This is a genomic window from Cuneatibacter sp. NSJ-177, assembly GCF_022867805.1.
Lineage (GTDB): Bacteria > Bacillota > Clostridia > Lachnospirales > Lachnospiraceae > Pseudolachnospira.
Genome location: NZ_JALIFO010000006.1, coordinates 501,919 through 518,338 on the forward strand (window position 1 = coordinate 501,919; position 16,420 = coordinate 518,338).

A 16,420-nucleotide genomic window follows, 5' to 3' on the forward strand; every position below is an offset into this window, starting at 1 on the left:
AGTGATGAGAGGACGAAGTAGGGCGTCCTTATGTAGACGCAGAAGAGGCTTGCACCGGCTGCGGACTGTGTGAACAGCGCTGTCCGGATTTCGCAATCCGTGTGGAGTATAGAAAGGCTGTCTGAGTGTCATATTAAATATAGAAAAAAAGAAACCGATTGCGTTCCTACCGAACGAAAAAACTATTTGCCTATCGTTTTATCCGAAGGCGCCGGACCGATTTCCTGACAGGCACAGGAGACGGAGCCGGCGTTTTTGGGGCGGATAACGTTAAAAAAAGATATTTACATTCCGATTGAATTATGCTATACTACACTAGTATTACGCCGCGGCCAAGCTTTTGGACACTCCGACCAAAGCTTAGCGGACGGTAAGAATTATATTTTAGGAGGAAATCAAGATGATTTCAAAGGAAAAGAAAGCTGAAATTATTGCCGCATACGGCAGAAAAGCGGATGACACCGGTTCGCCGGAAGTGCAGGTTGCCCTGCTGACCGAGAGAATTACGGAGCTGACCGAGCACCTGAAAGAGCATCCGAAGGATCACCATTCCCGCCGCGGCCTGTTGAAGATGGTAGGTCAGAGACGTGGTCTGCTGGATTATCTGAAGAGAAACGATATCGAAGGCTACCGGCAGCTGATCGAACGCCTGGGTATCCGTAAGTAATAGCGTACAGGCTAGGGTGGAGAACGCTTTCCACCCTAGCTTTTGTATATGTATAGGAAATTTCTGCTAGGGGAAAGAACTTCGAGACCACTGAAAAGGGTACGGGCTTCGTGCATTTTTCAGTAGTTTCGATGATTCTCCCTGGCAAGATTAGTAAAAAGGAGAAACAAATATGTACAAGAGTTACAGTATGGAACTGGCCGGGCGTACGTTGACCGTAGAGATCGGCCGCGTGGCTGCTCAGGCGAGCGGGGCCGCTTTGATGCACTATGGCGATACCGTGGTGCTTTCCACCGCTACCGCTTCCGACAAGCCCAGGGAGGGGATCGACTTCTTCCCGCTCAGCGTGGAGTACGAAGAAAAGATGTATGCGGTGGGCAAGGTCCCCGGCGGATTTAATAAGAGAGAGGGAAAAGCCAGCGAACATGCGGTCCTGGTTTCCCGTGTGATCGACCGCCCGATGCGTCCTCTGTTCCCGAAGGATTACCGGAACGACGTGACGCTGAGCAACCTGGTCATGAGCGTGGATCCGGACTGCAATCCGGACGTGGTGGCGATGTTAGGTTCTGCGATCGCGACATCCATCTCGGATATTCCCTTTGACGGCCCGATTGCGGCGACGATGGTCGGCATGATCGGCGGGGAACTGATCTTTAACCCGACGATGGATCAGAAAAATGATTCCGAGCTGGCCCTGACTGTCGCGTCCACCAGAGAAAAGATTATCATGATCGAGGCTGGCGCCAATGAGGTGCCGGAGGACAAGATGCTGGAAGCCATCTTTGCCGCCCATGACATGAACAAAGAAGTGATTGCCTTTATTGACCAGATCGTGGCAGAGTGCGGAAAGCCGAAACACGACTATATCCATGTTTCAACTCCGGACGACCTGTGGGAGGATATGGTATCCTTTATCACCCCGGAGGATATGGAAGAGGCTGTGTTCACCGACGTGAAGCAAGTCAGAGAAGAAAACATCCGTCAGATCAAAGACAAGCTGGCTGAGCGCTATGAAGAGGCTCATCCGGATTGGATCCCGGCCATCGATGACGCTGTGTATAAATATCAGAAGGTGACGGTCCGCAAGATGATCCTCAAGGATCAGAAGCGTCCGGACGGCCGCGGAATCAAGGAGATCCGCCCGCTTCACGCAGAAGTGGATATTCTTCCCCGCGTACACGGTTCCGGTATGTTCCAGAGAGGCCAGACCCAGATCCTGACCGCCGCGACCCTGGCGCCGATGTCTTCGGCACAGAAGGTAGACGGCCTGGACGAGTCCGAGACCAGCAAGCGCTATATGCACCACTACAATTTCCCGTCCTGGTCGGTCGGCGAGACCAAGCCTTCCAGAGGTCCGGGACGCCGTGAGATCGGACATGGAGCTCTGGCGGAGCGCGCCCTGATCCCGGTGCTGCCCACCGTGGAAGAGTTCCCTTATGCGATCCGTACGGTTTCTGAGACGTTGGAGTCCAACGGTTCCACGTCCCAGGCCAGCGTTTGCGCCTCCACTCTTGCTCTGATGGCGGCCGGCGTTCCGATTAAGCGGATGGTGGCTGGTATTTCCGTCGGCTTGGTGACTGGCGACAGCGACGATGATTATATTGTTTTGACCGATATTCAGGGCCTGGAAGATTTCTTCGGCGATATGGACTTCAAGGTGGCCGGTACCCATAAGGGAATCACGGCGATCCAGATGGATATTAAGATCCACGGCCTGACGGATCAGATCATCCGCGAGGCGATTGCGAGAACCAAGGAAGCCAGAACCTATATCCTGGATGAAGTGATGGCTCCGGTTATCTCCGAGCCGCGCAAGGAAGTCAGCAAGTACGCTCCGAAGATCCGCCAGATCATGATCGATCCGGAGAAGATCGGCGATGTGATCGGCAAGCAGGGCAAGGTGATCAACAAGATCATCGAGGATACCGGCGTTCAGATCGACATCGAGGACGACGGCAGCGTAGCAATCTGCGGCACGGATCTGGAGATGATTGAGAAGGCGGTTCACATTGTGGAGACGATTGTTCACGATGTGGAGCCCGGCCAGATCTTTACGGGCAGGGTGGTCCGGATCATCAATATCGGCGCATTCGTGGAGCTGGCTCCCGGCAAGGACGGCATGATCCACATCTCCAAGCTGTCCCAGAAGCGGGTGGCAAAGGTCGAGGACGTGGTGAAGGTTGGCGACGAAGTCACCGTCAAGGTATTGGAAGTCGACAAGATGGGCCGCATCAACCTGTCCATGAAGGATGTCGAGCAGAAAAAATAAATTCGGATTTCTCCGATGAGAGAAACCGGAATTCATACGAGAAGTAAAAGGCAGGACGTTTTTGTCCTGCCTTTTTTGTTTCATAGGAAATTCCTTTGGAATTCCCTATGAAACAAAAACGCTCCGCTATGGATGCACACGCAAATGCAAAGGAAGATGTCGCTGACGCGACGCATTTGCGGCGCAGAATTTCGCGGAGCGAAATTCTTTGTTCCGGATAATCCGCGGTCTGTCCCGGATGTCTGCCGCACCGTCTAACAGCCGGCCTCATCGGCAAACAATATTTTTTCCTGGCGGACAGAATAGTAGTAGATTTCATTGGACAGCCATTCTTCCGCTGACACAGTGGTGGTATTGATCTCCACCAGCATGTCATGGAGTTCAGCGGGCGGAACGCCGGACGTCTCCGGAATCAGGATAACTTCATGGATACTGCTGGGCAGAATAAAAAATCCACAGTCCCATTCGGCGGCAAACTGCTTCAGCAAGTCCTCCTGGAGAAGACCTGCGGCGCCGAGATAGCGGTGGGCGTTGGTCAAAACAAACATGGGAAGCTCCGACGGGTCTCCGCAGAGCTCGCGGATTAAAGCAGGAGTATCCGTACTTTCTTCTTCCTGCCGGAAATTGGAGATTTCTTCCCGTATAATTTGATAGATGAGAGCGTCCAGCGGCAGGAGCATCGGCTCCAAAATATGGGAAGCATTTTGAATCGTATCCATCTGCAAGGTTTCGGGCGAGACGTCCCAGAGTTTCAGATGCTTATTTTGGATCAGAGCCGAAGCCGGTGGATAACCAGGAGAAAAAAAGCACAGACAAGAGACCACCGCCAGGTCCAGGAAAGCCTGATACGGCGCTTGTTCTAAGAGCGTCTGGTTCCGGTTCCGGTGAATGAGCTTTGGCGCCAGATATGGCCTGGCATTCGGATAGGAGACGGCGCGGGAAAAATCCCAAGGGCACTTTCCCGCGGCAAATTCGCAAGAACGGATGATCTCTTCCAGAATCTTGTCTTTGTCCTCTCCCTGCTGATACCGTTTCCAGCAGTCAGAAAAATAGATGGCCGGGCAGGCGGACTCTCCGGCGGACAGGACACAGATCGTATCAACCGGTATGCCATTGTTTTTTGGAAATTGATGGAGATGGACCTCAGCTGTACCGTCAAAAGCGGCGCGGAGCCCGTCCAGAAAATAGTGAAGCAGTTCTTCGTATCCCATTGGATAACCTCCTGAAATCATATTGTCCCAGGTGGAGGTTGTGTGTAGGTGGGATAAAAGGTAAGATAAACGGACGGCGGTGAGAAGAAAAATGCCGCCTGACAGGGAATTCCTCTGCGAAAGATGCTTTCATTATAAGCTGGTTTCCGGGGGAAGTCAAGCCTTCTGTACCTCTAATTGATTCTGTTCTCTGTATTTGCCTGGTGTCATGCCAAAGTGCTTTTGAAATATCTTATAAAAATATCCCTTGTTATGATATCCGACGCACTCCATTATTTCGTCGATGCAGCAGTCCGTATGCAGCAGGAGTTGTTCTGCGCGGTTGAGACGAACTTGCTGAAGATAGTAGGAGTAGGTCAGACCAGTTTTTCTTTTGATCAGCCGGTTAAAATAATCTGCCTGAAAATGAAAAATTTCTACCAGCTGCTGAATTGTGACGGTATCGCAGTTTTGCTGGATATAAGAAGAAATTTCTTCAAAAATAACCCAATTCATGGCATTTTTGTATTCCTGTGAGAGGGAAAAATCATACTGAATGCTCAGGGTGTGGAGAATGCGAAAAAGAAGTCCTCTACAAATATACTTGTAGCCAGTGTTACGAAGCGACAGTTCTGTTAAAAGCATGACAAGGCATTCCTCCATATCCTGCACAGCTCCGTCATTCGGCTTAAAGTGTAGATACTGGTGAATATCTTTTTGCTTTAACAATGCGGAATGTAGAAAAGCATGGATTTTTTGCGGGATGGCGGTCGCGTCGTTCATCAGTTCCGTAAAGATATTATTGGTAATTCCGAGAAAAACAATTATGGAATTCTGAGCCAGCAGATAATCTTGATGCAGGCAGTTCTTGTCGATCAGACAGAGTTCCCCTTTCTGAAATACTACTTTTTTTCCAAGAATTTTTTGATGAAATTCCCCTTCTACAATATAAGCAAGTTCAATATAATCATGTGTGTGAAGCTGCGTTTTTTCACCAGGGACGAAGGAAAAATGATAACTGAAGGGTTCCGGGGCCGGATATAGTGTGGCGGATAGTTTAGAAGAGGCATGTAGGTTCCAGCAGAGCGCAAAAACTGGTTCTTGTTCTGGAAATGGATGAGTTTTAATTTCTTGGACGGATTTCGAATATTCAGGGCATATGAGACGGGAACCCAGAGGATGTTCTTTTTGAAGATACAGAGAAGCCGAATCTGTAATTTCCCGGCATAATTCCAGCAAAGTCATTCCAAAATCCTCCCTTCGAGAGCAGCTTAAAATAGAAAAGTCTTCATGAAAGCAGCTGTAGCAGTTCCTATATTCTAATCTGTACGTATTATAACACAATTATTTTTGATTAGGAAGTCGGAATAGGTAACTTTTTGCTAAAAATAGCGGCAATTGTAAAATTGCGATATATGAAGGAACGGCTTATAATTAAAAAAAAGTTGAGAGAAATAAAGAATGATTTGGGGAAGAAGTGAAAATACATGGAAAGAGAGAAAATGGTTATCGAAAATGGGAAGGCGATTCTCGGGATTGAATTGGGCTCTACACGAATAAAAGCAGTTTTGATTGATGAAATGAATCATGTGCTTGCATCGGGCAGCCATACTTGGGAGAATCGTTTGGAGAATGGAATTTGGACTTACGCACTGGATGACATTTGGACAGGTCTCAGGAACTGCTATGCAAAGCTGAATGCAGAAGTTTGTGAAAAATACGGCGTGCCTTTGAGACGGCCGGGCGCGATTGGATTCAGCGCGATGATGCACGGATACATGGCTTTTGATAAAGCGGGCCGCCTTCTTACGCCGTTTCGTACATGGAGAAATAGCACGACGGGGCCGGCGGCGGAAGCGCTAACCAAAGCATTTCGTTATCCTATTCCCCAGAGATGGAGCGTCGCTCATTTATATCAGGCTATTTTAAATAAAGAGGCTCACGTGAAGGATGTGGCGTTTTTTACGACGCTTGCCGGATATGTTCATTGGCAGTTGACGGGGAAAAAGACTCTGGGAATTGGAGATGCGTCCGGCATGTTTCCTATCAACTTAGAGACGAGGAATTATGATGAAGACATGCTGGCCGCTTTTGACTCCCTGACTGCCGATTATGATTATGAATGGAAGCTGAAAGAAATTCTTCCACAGGTATGTATCGCAGGCGAGAGCGCAGGGGTTCTTACGGAGCAGGGGGCAAAGCTTCTGGATGAGAGTGGCATTTTGGAGCCGGGAATTCCGTTTTGTCCTCCGGAGGGCGATGCAGGAACCGGTATGACGGCGACAAACAGCATAGCGAAGAGGACAGGGAATGTGTCGGCGGGCACATCTGTGTTTGGTATGGTGGTTCTGGAAAAAGAACTGAAAAAGGTACATCCGGAAATTGATCTTGTAACAACGCCGGATGGGAAACTGGTCGCCATGGTGCATGCCAATAATGGTACCTCGGATTTGGATGCCTGGGCGGGGCTGTTTCGAGAATTTGCCGAAGCGCTTGGAGCCGAGGTGGAGCAGAATCAACTCTTTGAAATTTTGTATGGCAAGGCTTTGAAGGGAGAGGCAGACTGCGGCGGAATGCTGTCCTACGGTTATCTTTCCGGCGAAAGTATTACACAAACGGAAGAAGGTAGACCGATGTTTGTGCGTCTTCCATGGGGACGATTCAATCTGGCGAATTTTATGCGGACCCATCTGTCGGCAGCGTTTGCTGTGCTGAGACTAGGAATGGATATCCTGTTAAAGGAGGAACAGGTCGCACTGGACAGGGTCTTGGGTCATGGCGGTTTGTTTAAGACAAATGAGGTTGGCTCCAAATTGCTTGCGGCAGCGCTTCATACGCCGGTGTCGGTTATGGAAAACGCCGGAGAGGGCGGACCGTGGGGGATGGCGCTTCTTGCCGCTTATATGTGCCGCAGAAAACCAGGAGAGAGCTTGGAACGATACTTGGAAAAAAACGTGTTTTCGGGAGAGCAAGGACGCTGTGTAAAGCCAGATGCAAAAGATGTGGAAGGCTTTGAACTCTTTATGGAGCGTTACAAAAAAGGAATCGCCATGGAGCGAATGGCGGTTGAAAATTTTGTATAGGAGATGGTGGGCTGTGCTGGAGCAACTGAAACAGAAAGTATATGAAGCGAATATGCTTCTTCCAAAGTATAAGCTTGTAACCTTTACGTGGGGAAATGTCAGCGGAATGGATCGGGAAAGCGGTTTTTTTGTTATTAAGCCCAGCGGCGTCGCGTATGAAAGGCTGGAACCGGAGGATATGGTCGTCGTTGATCTTCAGGGCAGAAAGATAGAAGGGCGGTATAATCCCTCGTCTGATACGGCGACCCACGCGGTGCTATACAGTAGGTTTCCAGGTATCGGCGGTGTAGTACATACGCATTCCCCCTGGGCGGTCAGTTGGGCTCAGGCGGGACGGGGAATTCCATGTTACGGGACGACGCATGCCGATTATCTCTACGGGGAGGTTCCCTGCGTGCGAAATTTAACGGAAGAGGAGATTGCGGGGGATTACGAAAGGAACACGGGACTGGTGATTGCAGACGAGTTTGAACGTCTCCATATTGACAGCGAGGCGATGCCTGCTGTGCTTTGCAGGAGTCATGGACCTTTTACGTGGGGGAAGGATGCGCATGAGGCGGTGCGTCATGCCGTTGTACTGGAAGAGGTGGCAAAAATGGCGGCGTACAGTGAAGCCATCAATCCTCATGGCAAACCTGTCTCCCAAGAACTGCTAGACAAACACTATTATCGAAAGCATGGAGCAAATGCCTATTATGGACAGCCGGGAAAAAAGTGAGCCGGGGAATGTGCAAAAACACCTGAGAAGCTAAGCCGCGGAGGATAGAACGATGCTGAAAGTAACACATAACACACTTGAAATTTTTCGTGAAGGCGAGATCGTTCGGGTGGAAGCTTATGGGCCGGACGTTGTCAGGGTGCGCGCTGCGGCAGCAAGGATGAAAAGCCAGGACTGGACGTTGCTGAAGCCGGCGGATGCGGAAGTCCAAATCCGGAAAGAGGAAAATGGCTATACGCTCCAAAATGGAACGATCAGCGCAAAAGTCACAAAGGATGGACAGATTTCTTTTTGGAATCAAAAAGGAGAGCTTCTTTTGAAAGAACTCTGGCAATCGGAACGGGATCTGGATGCGCGGAAGCTGAAAGGCAGGACAGGAGACCTTTTCTATATCGAGCAGTGCTTTCATGCGGTAGAGGGAGAACACTTTTATGGACTGGGTCAAGAGGCGCATGATTTATTTGACCTGAAAGGAGCCGTGTTGGATTTGTGTCAGCAAAATACAAAGAGCACAATTCCATTTGTGATTTCATCAAAAGGCTACGGCTTCCTGTGGAACAATCCGGCAATCGGCCGCGTGGAGTTCGGGACGTCGCGGACTCGTTGGGTTGCAGAAGCGGCCAGCCAGCTCGATTATCTGGTGATCGGAGGAGACCTGCCGTCGGAAATAGAAAAAAATTATTGTAAGATTACGGGATACGCCCCTGAACTTCCGATGTGGGCGACAGGCCTGTGGCAGTCTAAGCTTCGCTATGAGACGCAGGAAGAACTTTTGGAGACGGCTAGAGAATACAAGCGAAGAGGCATCCCGATTTCTTTAATTGCGTGCGATTACTTTCATTGGCCCCAGCAGGGGGAGTGGAAGTTTGATCGGACATACTGGCCAGAACCGGAGATTATGCTGCGGGAATTAACCGAGATGGGTATAAAGCTGCTGGTATCGATTTGGCCGACGGTAGATCCGCGGAGTGAGAATTTTTTTGCAATGCGGGATCAGAACATGTTGATTCGCACGGAACGGGGACCGGGGCCGCTCGTATACTGCAGAGGCCCGGAAACATACTATGACGCTATGAACCCGGATGCGCGCAGTTTTGTGTGGGAGAAGGTGAAGCAGAATTACTACGAGTTGGGCGTGCGGCATTTTTGGCTTGACGAGGCGGAACCGGAAATTGGCCCGTATGATTATGATAATTTAAGATATTGGGAAGGCAATGGACTGGAAGTCAGCAGCCTGTATCCGTTTTATTATGCAAAAACATTTTATGATGGGCAGAAAGCGGCGGGACAGGACGAAGTGGTGAATCTGATTCGATGTGTATATACGGGAAGTCAGCGCTTTGGTATCGTTTTATGGTCAGGGGATATATGCGCAGATTTTGACAGCCTGAGACGGCAGATTAAGACGGGATTGCACGTGGCGCTAAGCGGGATCCCGTGGTGGACAACGGACATCGGCGGTTTTCATGGGGGCGATCCGGATTCGCCGCAGTACCGTGAGTGCTTTATCCGTTGGTTTCAATTCGGAGTTTTCTGCCCGATTTTCCGGATGCACGGGTTCAGATGCCGGCCGGACAGACCGGTATCGCCTCCGATCACTCTGGACGGTTTCTGTCATTCGGGCGGTCCGAATGAACTCTGGAGTTATGGAGAAGAGGCATATGAAATCATTCGGAAATATGTGATAATCCGCGAGCGGATCCGGCCCTATATCCACCTACATTTGCGCAAGGCGTCAAAAGATGGCACGCCTTTGATGCGTCCGCTCTTTTATGATTATCCGGCGGAAGAATATTATGATATTTTTGATCAGTATATGTTTGGACCGGATATTATGGTATGCCCCATTTATGAAGCTTCAGTGCAAGAGCGAGATGTGGTCTTACCAAAAGGCGCGGACTGGATCGATACCGAGACCGGAATAACCTACAAGGGCGGACAGAAGGTCAAAGCCAGTGCGCCGCTCAAAACCATTCCGGTATTTCTTCGAAAGGGGACAGATCTGACGTATAGGATGTTTCGTTAAAGAGTTGCACATTATTGCCATTGGCAATCAATGATAAAATTTAAGAAAGGGGTACAAATTATGGAAAAAAAGAATAGGAAGATGCTAACTGTTTTCCTTACAACGGCGCTTGCAGTGTCATCACTGGCTGGTTGCGGGAGTTCGGGTGGAGAAAAAACAGCAGCAGCGGGAACAACAGCAGCGCCAGGAACGGCGGCAGTGTCAGGAACGGCGGGGGGCTCTGCGGAGAATACAAGCTGGGAAGGCGCATCAAAGGCGGCGGAGTTGAGCGGCAAAGTCACTTACATGCACTCAGGAGACGACTATGAGCGCGAAATGTATGCGAATGTATTTAAATCTTATCAGAAATACGCTCCCAATGTGGAAATTGAACAGATGTACGTGCCCTCAGATTATTCGACAAAGCTGAAAACATTGGCGACGGCGGATAACCTTCCGGATCTTTTCTGGGCAAGCGAGTCGACCGTGAAAGATTACAATGACGCTGGTATGCTCGCCAACATGAATGATATGCTGGCGGAGTATCCGCAGCTTACGGAAGATATCATCGACGGCGTTCTTGATTTCGGCAATATCGATGGAAACCAGGTCGCATTTCCGAAGGATTGGACCTCCTACGTTATGTATATCAACCGGGATTTGTTCGCGGAGGCGGGCGTAGAGGTCCCGACAAACGACTGGACGGTGGAAGATTACAAAGAGATCGCAGCGAAGCTGACACAGAAACGGGACGACGGTACGGTGGATGTTTACGGTACGGCTGTCAACAACTACCGCGCAGATTGGATTAACTGGATGGGCAACTACGGTGCGGAGTGGTTCAAAGACGGAAAGTCGAACCTGTCTTCTCCGGAGGCGCTGGAGGGCTTAAAGGTTATGTCGGATGTCATTGAAGCAGGCTCTGCCCCTTCCCCTGGCTCCGTATCATCCACCGGGGACAGCGAAGATCGTCTTTTTATAATCGGAAAAGTTGCCATGTACCCTTCCGGACGCTGGGTTATTCCTTCCTTCCGTTCAGAATGTGATTTTGAATGGGAGGCATTGGAGATGCCGAAGGGAACTACACGTAGCTGTCCGTTCATCTGCAGCATGGTATGTATTTCTGATAAAAGTGAAAACAAGGACATCGCGGCAAACGTTTTGTCTTATCAGATGAGTGACGAGGGGCTGAAGCTCGTGATGGAATCCGCCCTTTCGCTTCCGGTATACTCTGATTTGATGAAAGATGAAAGCTTTGTGAATACGCCGCCTTCGGCAGACGCGTTTATCAATTCAGCGGAGTATCTTGGAAGTTCGTCACAGCTTGCAGTAAGCAAGACAGGGAAGTGGGCGGAATACAATTCGATGATAGTAGCCGCTCTTTCTGACGCCTTTGAAGGAAATACAACGATTGAAGAGGCGGTTTCGAAGATCGACGAGCAGGCAAACTCGACATTGTTCAATTAAACGGTTGTTTCTTGAACGCATCCTGCTGTGATGCAGGATGCGTTCCTCTGGTGCGCCTGGCGGCGAACCCTATCTCTAGTATATCGAAGGGAATTGCCTGGGAGGATGAGGCGAGGAGAGAATATGAGTAAAGTGAGACTTTTGAACAAAAAAACTGGCGGTTTGACATTGAAGCAGAAAGAGGCGGCAACAGGCATAGGGTTTATTTTGCTGCCGTTGATCAGTTTGGCGGTCTTGATGTATTATCCGATTATTCGTTCGTTTTTTATTAGCTTTTTTGATTGGAATCTTCTTTCGGATCCGGTATTTAACGGAGGCGAAAACTACAAGACGCTGATGAAAGACGAAGTGTTTTTTCAGTCGTTGAAAAATACACTCCATTGGGTTGTGATGTATGTCCCCATGTCTGTTATCACATCGTTTTTACTGGCGCTTTTATTGGACCGGAAGCTCAAGGGATCGGGCTTTTTTCGAACGATGTACTATTTACCGGTCGTATGTCCCATCGTGGTGGTGGCACTTCTTTTCGTCTGGATTTACAATACGGATTATGGTATTTTGAACTTTATTCTGAAAGAATTGTTTCACATAGATCCGATTGGCTGGCTGACCGATACAAGATATTCCCTGTTTGCGATTGCCGTCATGTCCGTATGGAAATGGGCGGGATATAACATGCTGATCTTTCTTGCAGCGCTGCAGGGGATTGATGAGAGTTTATATGAAGCGGCGGCGCTCGATGGAGTGAAGCCAATGACGCTGCTGTTTAAGATCAAGATTCCGTTGGTAATGCCGTCCATTTACTTCGTGATGCTTACCGCGGTGATCGATGCCTTCCAGATGTTTACGGAAATCTTTATTATGACAAAGGGAGGTCCGGGATATTCCACATATACGGTTTCCTATTACCTCTGGTCGAACGCATTTGAGTATAATAAGATGGGCTACGCATGCGCGATGGCGGCGGTCATGTTTGTGATTATTATGGTGGTCACCCTGGTACAGAATAAGCTTATGAATAAAAAGGTCCAGTATGACGCATAGAGGAGACCGGAAAAAATGGTAAAAAAGAAAAGAAGCAATTTTTTGGCCTATGTGGCAGTTATTCTTGTGGCGATCGTGGTTATCCTGCCGTTTGTGTGGATGGTGGTGTCAGCGTTCAAAAGCCAGAGGGAACTGTTTGCGTTCCCGCCGACATTTTTCCCAACTGAATGGAAATGGGAAAATTTTGTGGAAGCGGCATCCAGAGGGAGTATCAGCTTCCTACATATGTTTTTCAATACGATGAAAATAGCCGTGCCTTCGACGGTGTTTAACATTATCTTTTCTTCTTTGGCAGGCTATGCGTTTGCACGCTTAAGATTTCCATTCAGAGAAAAAATTTTCATGGCGTTTCTGGCCGCTATGATGGTTCCTTTTGCTATTACGCTGATTCCTAGATTCCTGATGTTCAAGGATTTGGGCTTTTATGACACGTATGTACCGTTGATCGTGCCGGTGATGTTTGGAACTCCGTTTTCGATCTTCCTGACAAGGCAGTTTTTCATGACGCTGCCGAAGGAGCTGGAAGAGGCGGCTATTGTCGATGGGTGCAGTCATGTACGTATTTGGGCCCAGATTTTTATGCCGTTGTGCAAGCCGATTATCGCTACATTGACGGTATTCCAATTTCAAAGTTCGTACAATGATTTTATGGGACCGGTGATCTACATTGCATCCGATGCGAAGTTTACGATACAAATGGGCTTGTCTTCGTTCCGGAATTCGTTCACCTCAAGATACGACTTAATTATGGCAGGTTCTATCCTTGCGTTGATTCCGGTTGTGATTATATTCATCTGTTGTCAGAAATATATTGTGCGCGGAATTGCCATGAGCGGCTTGAAAGGATAAGAAGTTTAGAAAAGATTCTGCCGGGACCGTTCGGGTACGGGAGAATTTTTTCTGTTATCACTGGAGAGATAAGATGATTGAAGTAAATGGACTTGTAAAAAAATATGGAAAGAAAACGGTTCTGAATCATGTGAGTTTCAAGGTGAACGAAGGAGAAATTCTCGGATTCCTCGGTCCAAATGGCGCAGGAAAATCCACGACAATGAATATTATTACTGGAAATATATCGGCGACGGAGGGGACGATTGCGATTGATGGAAATGAGATCCGGGAATCGCCGTTGGCTGCCAAAAAAAAGCTGGGTTATCTCCCGGAGCTGCCTCCGCTTTATCCGGATATGACGGTAAAAGAATATTTAAGCTTTGTCTATCGTCTGAAAAGGTGCGGGATTACAAAGAAAGCGCATCTGGAAGAGGTGTGCAGCGCAGTTAAAATAACGGATGTATACAACAGAGCCATTAAAAATCTGTCGAAAGGCTACAAACAACGGATCGGAATTGCGCAGACGCTCATTGGGGCGCCGAAAGTATTGGTTTTAGATGAACCGACAGTTGGACTTGATCCGAAGCAGATAATTGAGATCAGAAATTTGATTCGACAGCTGGGAAAAGACCGCACGGTTATTTTGTCCTCGCATATTTTATCGGAAATACAGGCAGTCTGCGATCGGGTGGTTCTCATTAACGATGGAAAAATTATCGCGGACGATACCACGGAAAGCCTTTCGAACAGGCTGGAAGGCAATTGTCTGAAAATCCGGGCAGAGGGAAAGGCAAAAGAAATTGAGACTGCCCTGAGAAATCTGAATGGAGTTAGGAGCGTACAGCGCCTTGGCTGCAAAGAGGAAGGCTGCTGTGAATTTGAAATACGGGGGAGGGAACAGACGGATATCCGGAGAACCGTCGCCGGTTATTTTAAGAACAGCCCTTGGCTTTTGCTGGAACTTTCCGTCGCCGGCTTATCACTGGAAAACATTTTCTTGAAATTGACTGGGGAAAGGATAGAAAACGGGGAGGATGAACTTTAATGACGGCGATTTTTTTGAGAGAATTACATTCTTACTTTATTTCTCCGGTGGGTTATGTTTATTTGGCTGCTTTTTACGCTTTGGCTGGTTATCGGTATGCGGTTTTAATATTGGGAGGCCAAGCGGATATGAGCGCGGAATTTGCTTTTTTATTTACCATGATTCTGTTGCTGACGCCGATTTTGACGATGCGCCTTATCAGTGAAGAACGAAAGCAAAAAACAGAACAGCTTTTATTTTCTGCACCGATTACTCTGGGAGGTATTGTCGCAGGAAAATATCTGGCTGCGGTTGCCGTTTATGTGGCGGGTGTTGCGGTGACCGTATTTCAAGCGCTTTTGCTTGCCCCCCACGCGGAGTTTAATTGGATGATTTTTTGGGGGAATTTTTTAGGAATTCTTTTGACTGGTATGGCGAGCATTGCGCTTTGTATGTTTATCTCTGCTCAAACGGAAAATCAGATCATCGCAGCGATCGGCGGACTTGCATCGATGGTTATGGTGCTTTCCTTAAATTCGCTTGCCGGCCTGATCGCTTTTGAGCCTGTACAAAATGCGCTGTACAGCGTATCCTTTTATACCCGCTACCATAATGTCACAATGGGGATTTTTAAGCTTTCGGATTTGTTTTTCTTTGTCAGCTTTGCAGCGGTATTCTTTTTACTTACGACACGTTCGCTAAAAAAAAGGAAGGGGGCGCTTGCTACATCCATTACGATTTTAAGCATTGCGCTTATTGTCGTAATGAATATTACTGTTGGCAGACTAAGCGACCGGTTTGATCTATCGGTGGATTTGACGGCGGACAAACGCTATGCGATATCCGAAGATACCATACGTTATCTGGAAAATTTGGATGAAACGGTTAAAATCACGGTTCTTGTGGATGAAGAATCGATGGCCTCCGGGAGCTATTATATTGTGCAGGCGTATCAGAATCTTTTGCAATATCAGAGGAATTCGCAGCACATTGATTTGCAATTTGTGGATCTGATAGACAACCCTACGTTTGCCTCAAAATATGAGGGCTTGAATTTACACTCCTATGATATTGTGGTGGAACAGGGAGAAAGGATTGAAATTCTTTCGTTTGCAGAGCTGTATGGATATAATCAAAGTGGTTCGCAGATTGTATCTTCAAAAGTCGAGCAGATGGTGACGAATGCAATTGTAAGCGTCACATCAAAAGATAAAGCGGTTGTATCCGTATTGACCGGATATGGCACTGTTAAGCCGGTAGAACTAGTAGAGCTTCTGGAATCCAATCGGTATGAGACAAGGGAATCTTCTCTTTTGACAGATAAAATGGACCCGGATGCGTCGGCGGCCATTCTATTCGCACCGCAGTCGGATCTGGAAGAAACAAGCTTAAATAAACTGGAGAAATGGCTGGATCATGATGGAAGACAGGGAAAGAGCCTTTATATATTTCTAGATCCTTCCATTCCCAATATGCCGAATTTCGAAGCGTTTCTGGAGGAATGGGGAATTTCTCTTGGGGAGGGATACGTGTTTGAATCCAACGGCAGCCTTTATTATGACAAAATTTATTATCCGGTCGCACAGTACGCGGATATGGAGTATGCTTCCGGCATGACAAGCAGCGACCTGACGATTATGGCGCTTTGCCGCCCGCTGGATCTTTTGTTTGAAGAAAAGGAGAACTATAAAACGTCTGTACTTTTAAACTTTTCGCCGGCATCGGGGAGCGCAAAGCCTGGGCAAACCAGTATTCATCAGGAAGACGTAACGGGAAATGTCAAGGGAATGGTGATGTCAAGCCATAGCTTGTATGGCGCGGAAGTGACCAGTTCTCATATTGTCGTCTCCGGATCGGCTCTTGCTTTCAGCGGAAGCCTGGTATCCGGCAGCACATTTGCAAATGCAGATTATATCTTAGGCGTATTCAAAAAACTTACGGGAAACTCAGATCATTTGAGTCTTGTACCGAAAGATTTGTCTGTACCGACGCATACGATAACCAGCGCAGGGGCGAGCGCCTATACATGGTTTTTTATGATTATCCTGCCGCTGCTTGCGTTGGCAGGCGCGGCGGCGGTGTGGCTTTATAGACGACATCGGTGAGCGAGGAGAGAAAACGG

General features: G+C 48.2%; 12 protein-coding genes and 1 pseudogene. 11 read left to right on the plus strand and 2 right to left on the minus strand.

The features are described from left to right. Positions 1 to 26: 26 nt before the first annotated feature. The 3 genes and pseudogenes from MUB23_RS20110 to MUB23_RS10275 form a co-directional block, all read left to right on the plus strand. Positions 27 to 125, plus strand: a pseudogene (locus MUB23_RS20110) (4Fe-4S binding protein); the annotation flags it as partial. A 275-nt stretch (positions 126 to 400) separates the two neighbouring features. Continuing rightward, positions 401 to 667 carry a 30S ribosomal protein S15 gene (rpsO, locus tag MUB23_RS10270; protein WP_244800393.1) on the plus strand — a complete coding sequence of 89 codons (267 nt, stop codon included), beginning with the start codon at positions 401 to 403 and terminating at the stop codon, positions 665 to 667. 172 nt (positions 668 to 839) lie between these two features. Continuing rightward, positions 840 to 2,936 (plus strand): polyribonucleotide nucleotidyltransferase, encoded by a 2,097-nt coding sequence (locus MUB23_RS10275; RefSeq protein WP_244800394.1) that lies wholly within the window; start codon positions 840 to 842, stop codon positions 2,934 to 2,936. Positions 2,937 to 3,190: 254 nt separating this feature from the next. Here MUB23_RS10275 and MUB23_RS10280 read toward each other — a convergent pair whose 3' ends face one another. Both MUB23_RS10280 and MUB23_RS10285 read right to left on the minus strand, forming a co-directional pair. Further along, the gene (locus MUB23_RS10280) at positions 3,191 to 4,147 is read right to left on the minus strand and encodes a DUF5688 family protein (protein ID WP_244800395.1); all 957 of its coding nucleotides are present in this window, start codon (positions 4,145 to 4,147) and stop codon (positions 3,191 to 3,193) included. A gap of 156 nt (positions 4,148 to 4,303) precedes the next feature. Next, positions 4,304 to 5,371: an AraC family transcriptional regulator gene (locus MUB23_RS10285; RefSeq protein WP_244800396.1), complete on the minus strand. Its 1,068-nt coding sequence runs from the start codon at positions 5,369 to 5,371 to the stop codon at positions 4,304 to 4,306. Between the two features lie 242 nt (positions 5,372 to 5,613). Between MUB23_RS10285 and MUB23_RS10290 the strand changes: the two genes are divergently transcribed. The 8 genes from MUB23_RS10290 (at position 5,614) to MUB23_RS10325 (ending at position 16,403) form a co-directional block, all read left to right on the plus strand. Next, the gene (locus MUB23_RS10290) at positions 5,614 to 7,209 is read left to right on the plus strand and encodes a xylulokinase (RefSeq protein WP_244800397.1); all 1,596 of its coding nucleotides are present in this window, start codon (positions 5,614 to 5,616) and stop codon (positions 7,207 to 7,209) included. 13 nt (positions 7,210 to 7,222) lie between these two features. Further along, the gene (locus MUB23_RS10295) at positions 7,223 to 7,927 is read left to right on the plus strand and encodes an L-ribulose-5-phosphate 4-epimerase (protein ID WP_330641851.1); all 705 of its coding nucleotides are present in this window, start codon (positions 7,223 to 7,225) and stop codon (positions 7,925 to 7,927) included. Positions 7,928 to 7,979: 52 nt separating this feature from the next. Next, entirely contained in the window at positions 7,980 to 9,953 is a 1,974-nt protein-coding gene (locus tag MUB23_RS10300) for a glycoside hydrolase family 31 protein (RefSeq protein ID WP_244800398.1), read from the plus strand. A 198-nt stretch (positions 9,954 to 10,151) separates the two neighbouring features. Further along, positions 10,152 to 11,399 carry an ABC transporter substrate-binding protein gene (locus MUB23_RS10305; protein WP_244800399.1) on the plus strand — a complete coding sequence of 416 codons (1,248 nt, stop codon included), beginning with the start codon at positions 10,152 to 10,154 and terminating at the stop codon, positions 11,397 to 11,399. Between the two features lie 123 nt (positions 11,400 to 11,522). Next, positions 11,523 to 12,443, plus strand: coding sequence for a carbohydrate ABC transporter permease (locus MUB23_RS10310; RefSeq protein WP_244800400.1), 921 nt, complete (start codon positions 11,523 to 11,525; stop codon positions 12,441 to 12,443). Between the two features lie 15 nt (positions 12,444 to 12,458). Continuing rightward, positions 12,459 to 13,292, plus strand: a complete 834-nt coding sequence (locus MUB23_RS10315; protein WP_244800401.1) for a carbohydrate ABC transporter permease — start codon at positions 12,459 to 12,461, stop codon at positions 13,290 to 13,292. Positions 13,293 to 13,365: 73 nt separating this feature from the next. Further along, positions 13,366 to 14,319 carry an ABC transporter ATP-binding protein gene (locus MUB23_RS10320; RefSeq protein WP_244800402.1) on the plus strand — a complete coding sequence of 318 codons (954 nt, stop codon included), beginning with the start codon at positions 13,366 to 13,368 and terminating at the stop codon, positions 14,317 to 14,319. Further along, positions 14,319 to 16,403 carry a DUF7088 domain-containing protein gene (locus MUB23_RS10325; RefSeq protein WP_244800403.1) on the plus strand — a complete coding sequence of 695 codons (2,085 nt, stop codon included), beginning with the start codon at positions 14,319 to 14,321 and terminating at the stop codon, positions 16,401 to 16,403. The genes MUB23_RS10320 and MUB23_RS10325 overlap by 1 nt, the downstream gene beginning before the upstream one ends. Positions 16,404 to 16,420 lie beyond the last annotated feature (17 nt).

Excerpts from the sequence above, each read along its gene's own strand:
- MUB23_RS10325 (WP_244800403.1), top strand. The coding sequence starts at position 14,319 with ATGACGGCGATTTTTTTGAGAGAATTACATTCTTACTTTATTTCTCCG.
- MUB23_RS10290 (WP_244800397.1), top strand. The coding sequence starts at position 5,614 with ATGGAAAGAGAGAAAATGGTTATCGAAAATGGGAAGGCGATTCTCGGG.
- rpsO (WP_244800393.1), top strand. The coding sequence starts at position 401 with ATGATTTCAAAGGAAAAGAAAGCTGAAATTATTGCCGCATACGGCAGA.
- MUB23_RS10315 (WP_244800401.1), top strand. The coding sequence starts at position 12,459 with ATGGTAAAAAAGAAAAGAAGCAATTTTTTGGCCTATGTGGCAGTTATT.
- MUB23_RS10310 (WP_244800400.1), top strand. The coding sequence starts at position 11,523 with ATGAGTAAAGTGAGACTTTTGAACAAAAAAACTGGCGGTTTGACATTG.
- MUB23_RS10300 (WP_244800398.1), top strand. The coding sequence starts at position 7,980 with ATGCTGAAAGTAACACATAACACACTTGAAATTTTTCGTGAAGGCGAG.
- MUB23_RS10280 (WP_244800395.1), bottom strand. The coding sequence starts at position 4,147 with ATGGGATACGAAGAACTGCTTCACTATTTTCTGGACGGGCTCCGCGCC.
- MUB23_RS10320 (WP_244800402.1), top strand. The coding sequence starts at position 13,366 with ATGATTGAAGTAAATGGACTTGTAAAAAAATATGGAAAGAAAACGGTT.
- MUB23_RS10285 (WP_244800396.1), bottom strand. The coding sequence starts at position 5,371 with ATGACTTTGCTGGAATTATGCCGGGAAATTACAGATTCGGCTTCTCTG.
- MUB23_RS10275 (WP_244800394.1), top strand. The coding sequence starts at position 840 with ATGTACAAGAGTTACAGTATGGAACTGGCCGGGCGTACGTTGACCGTA.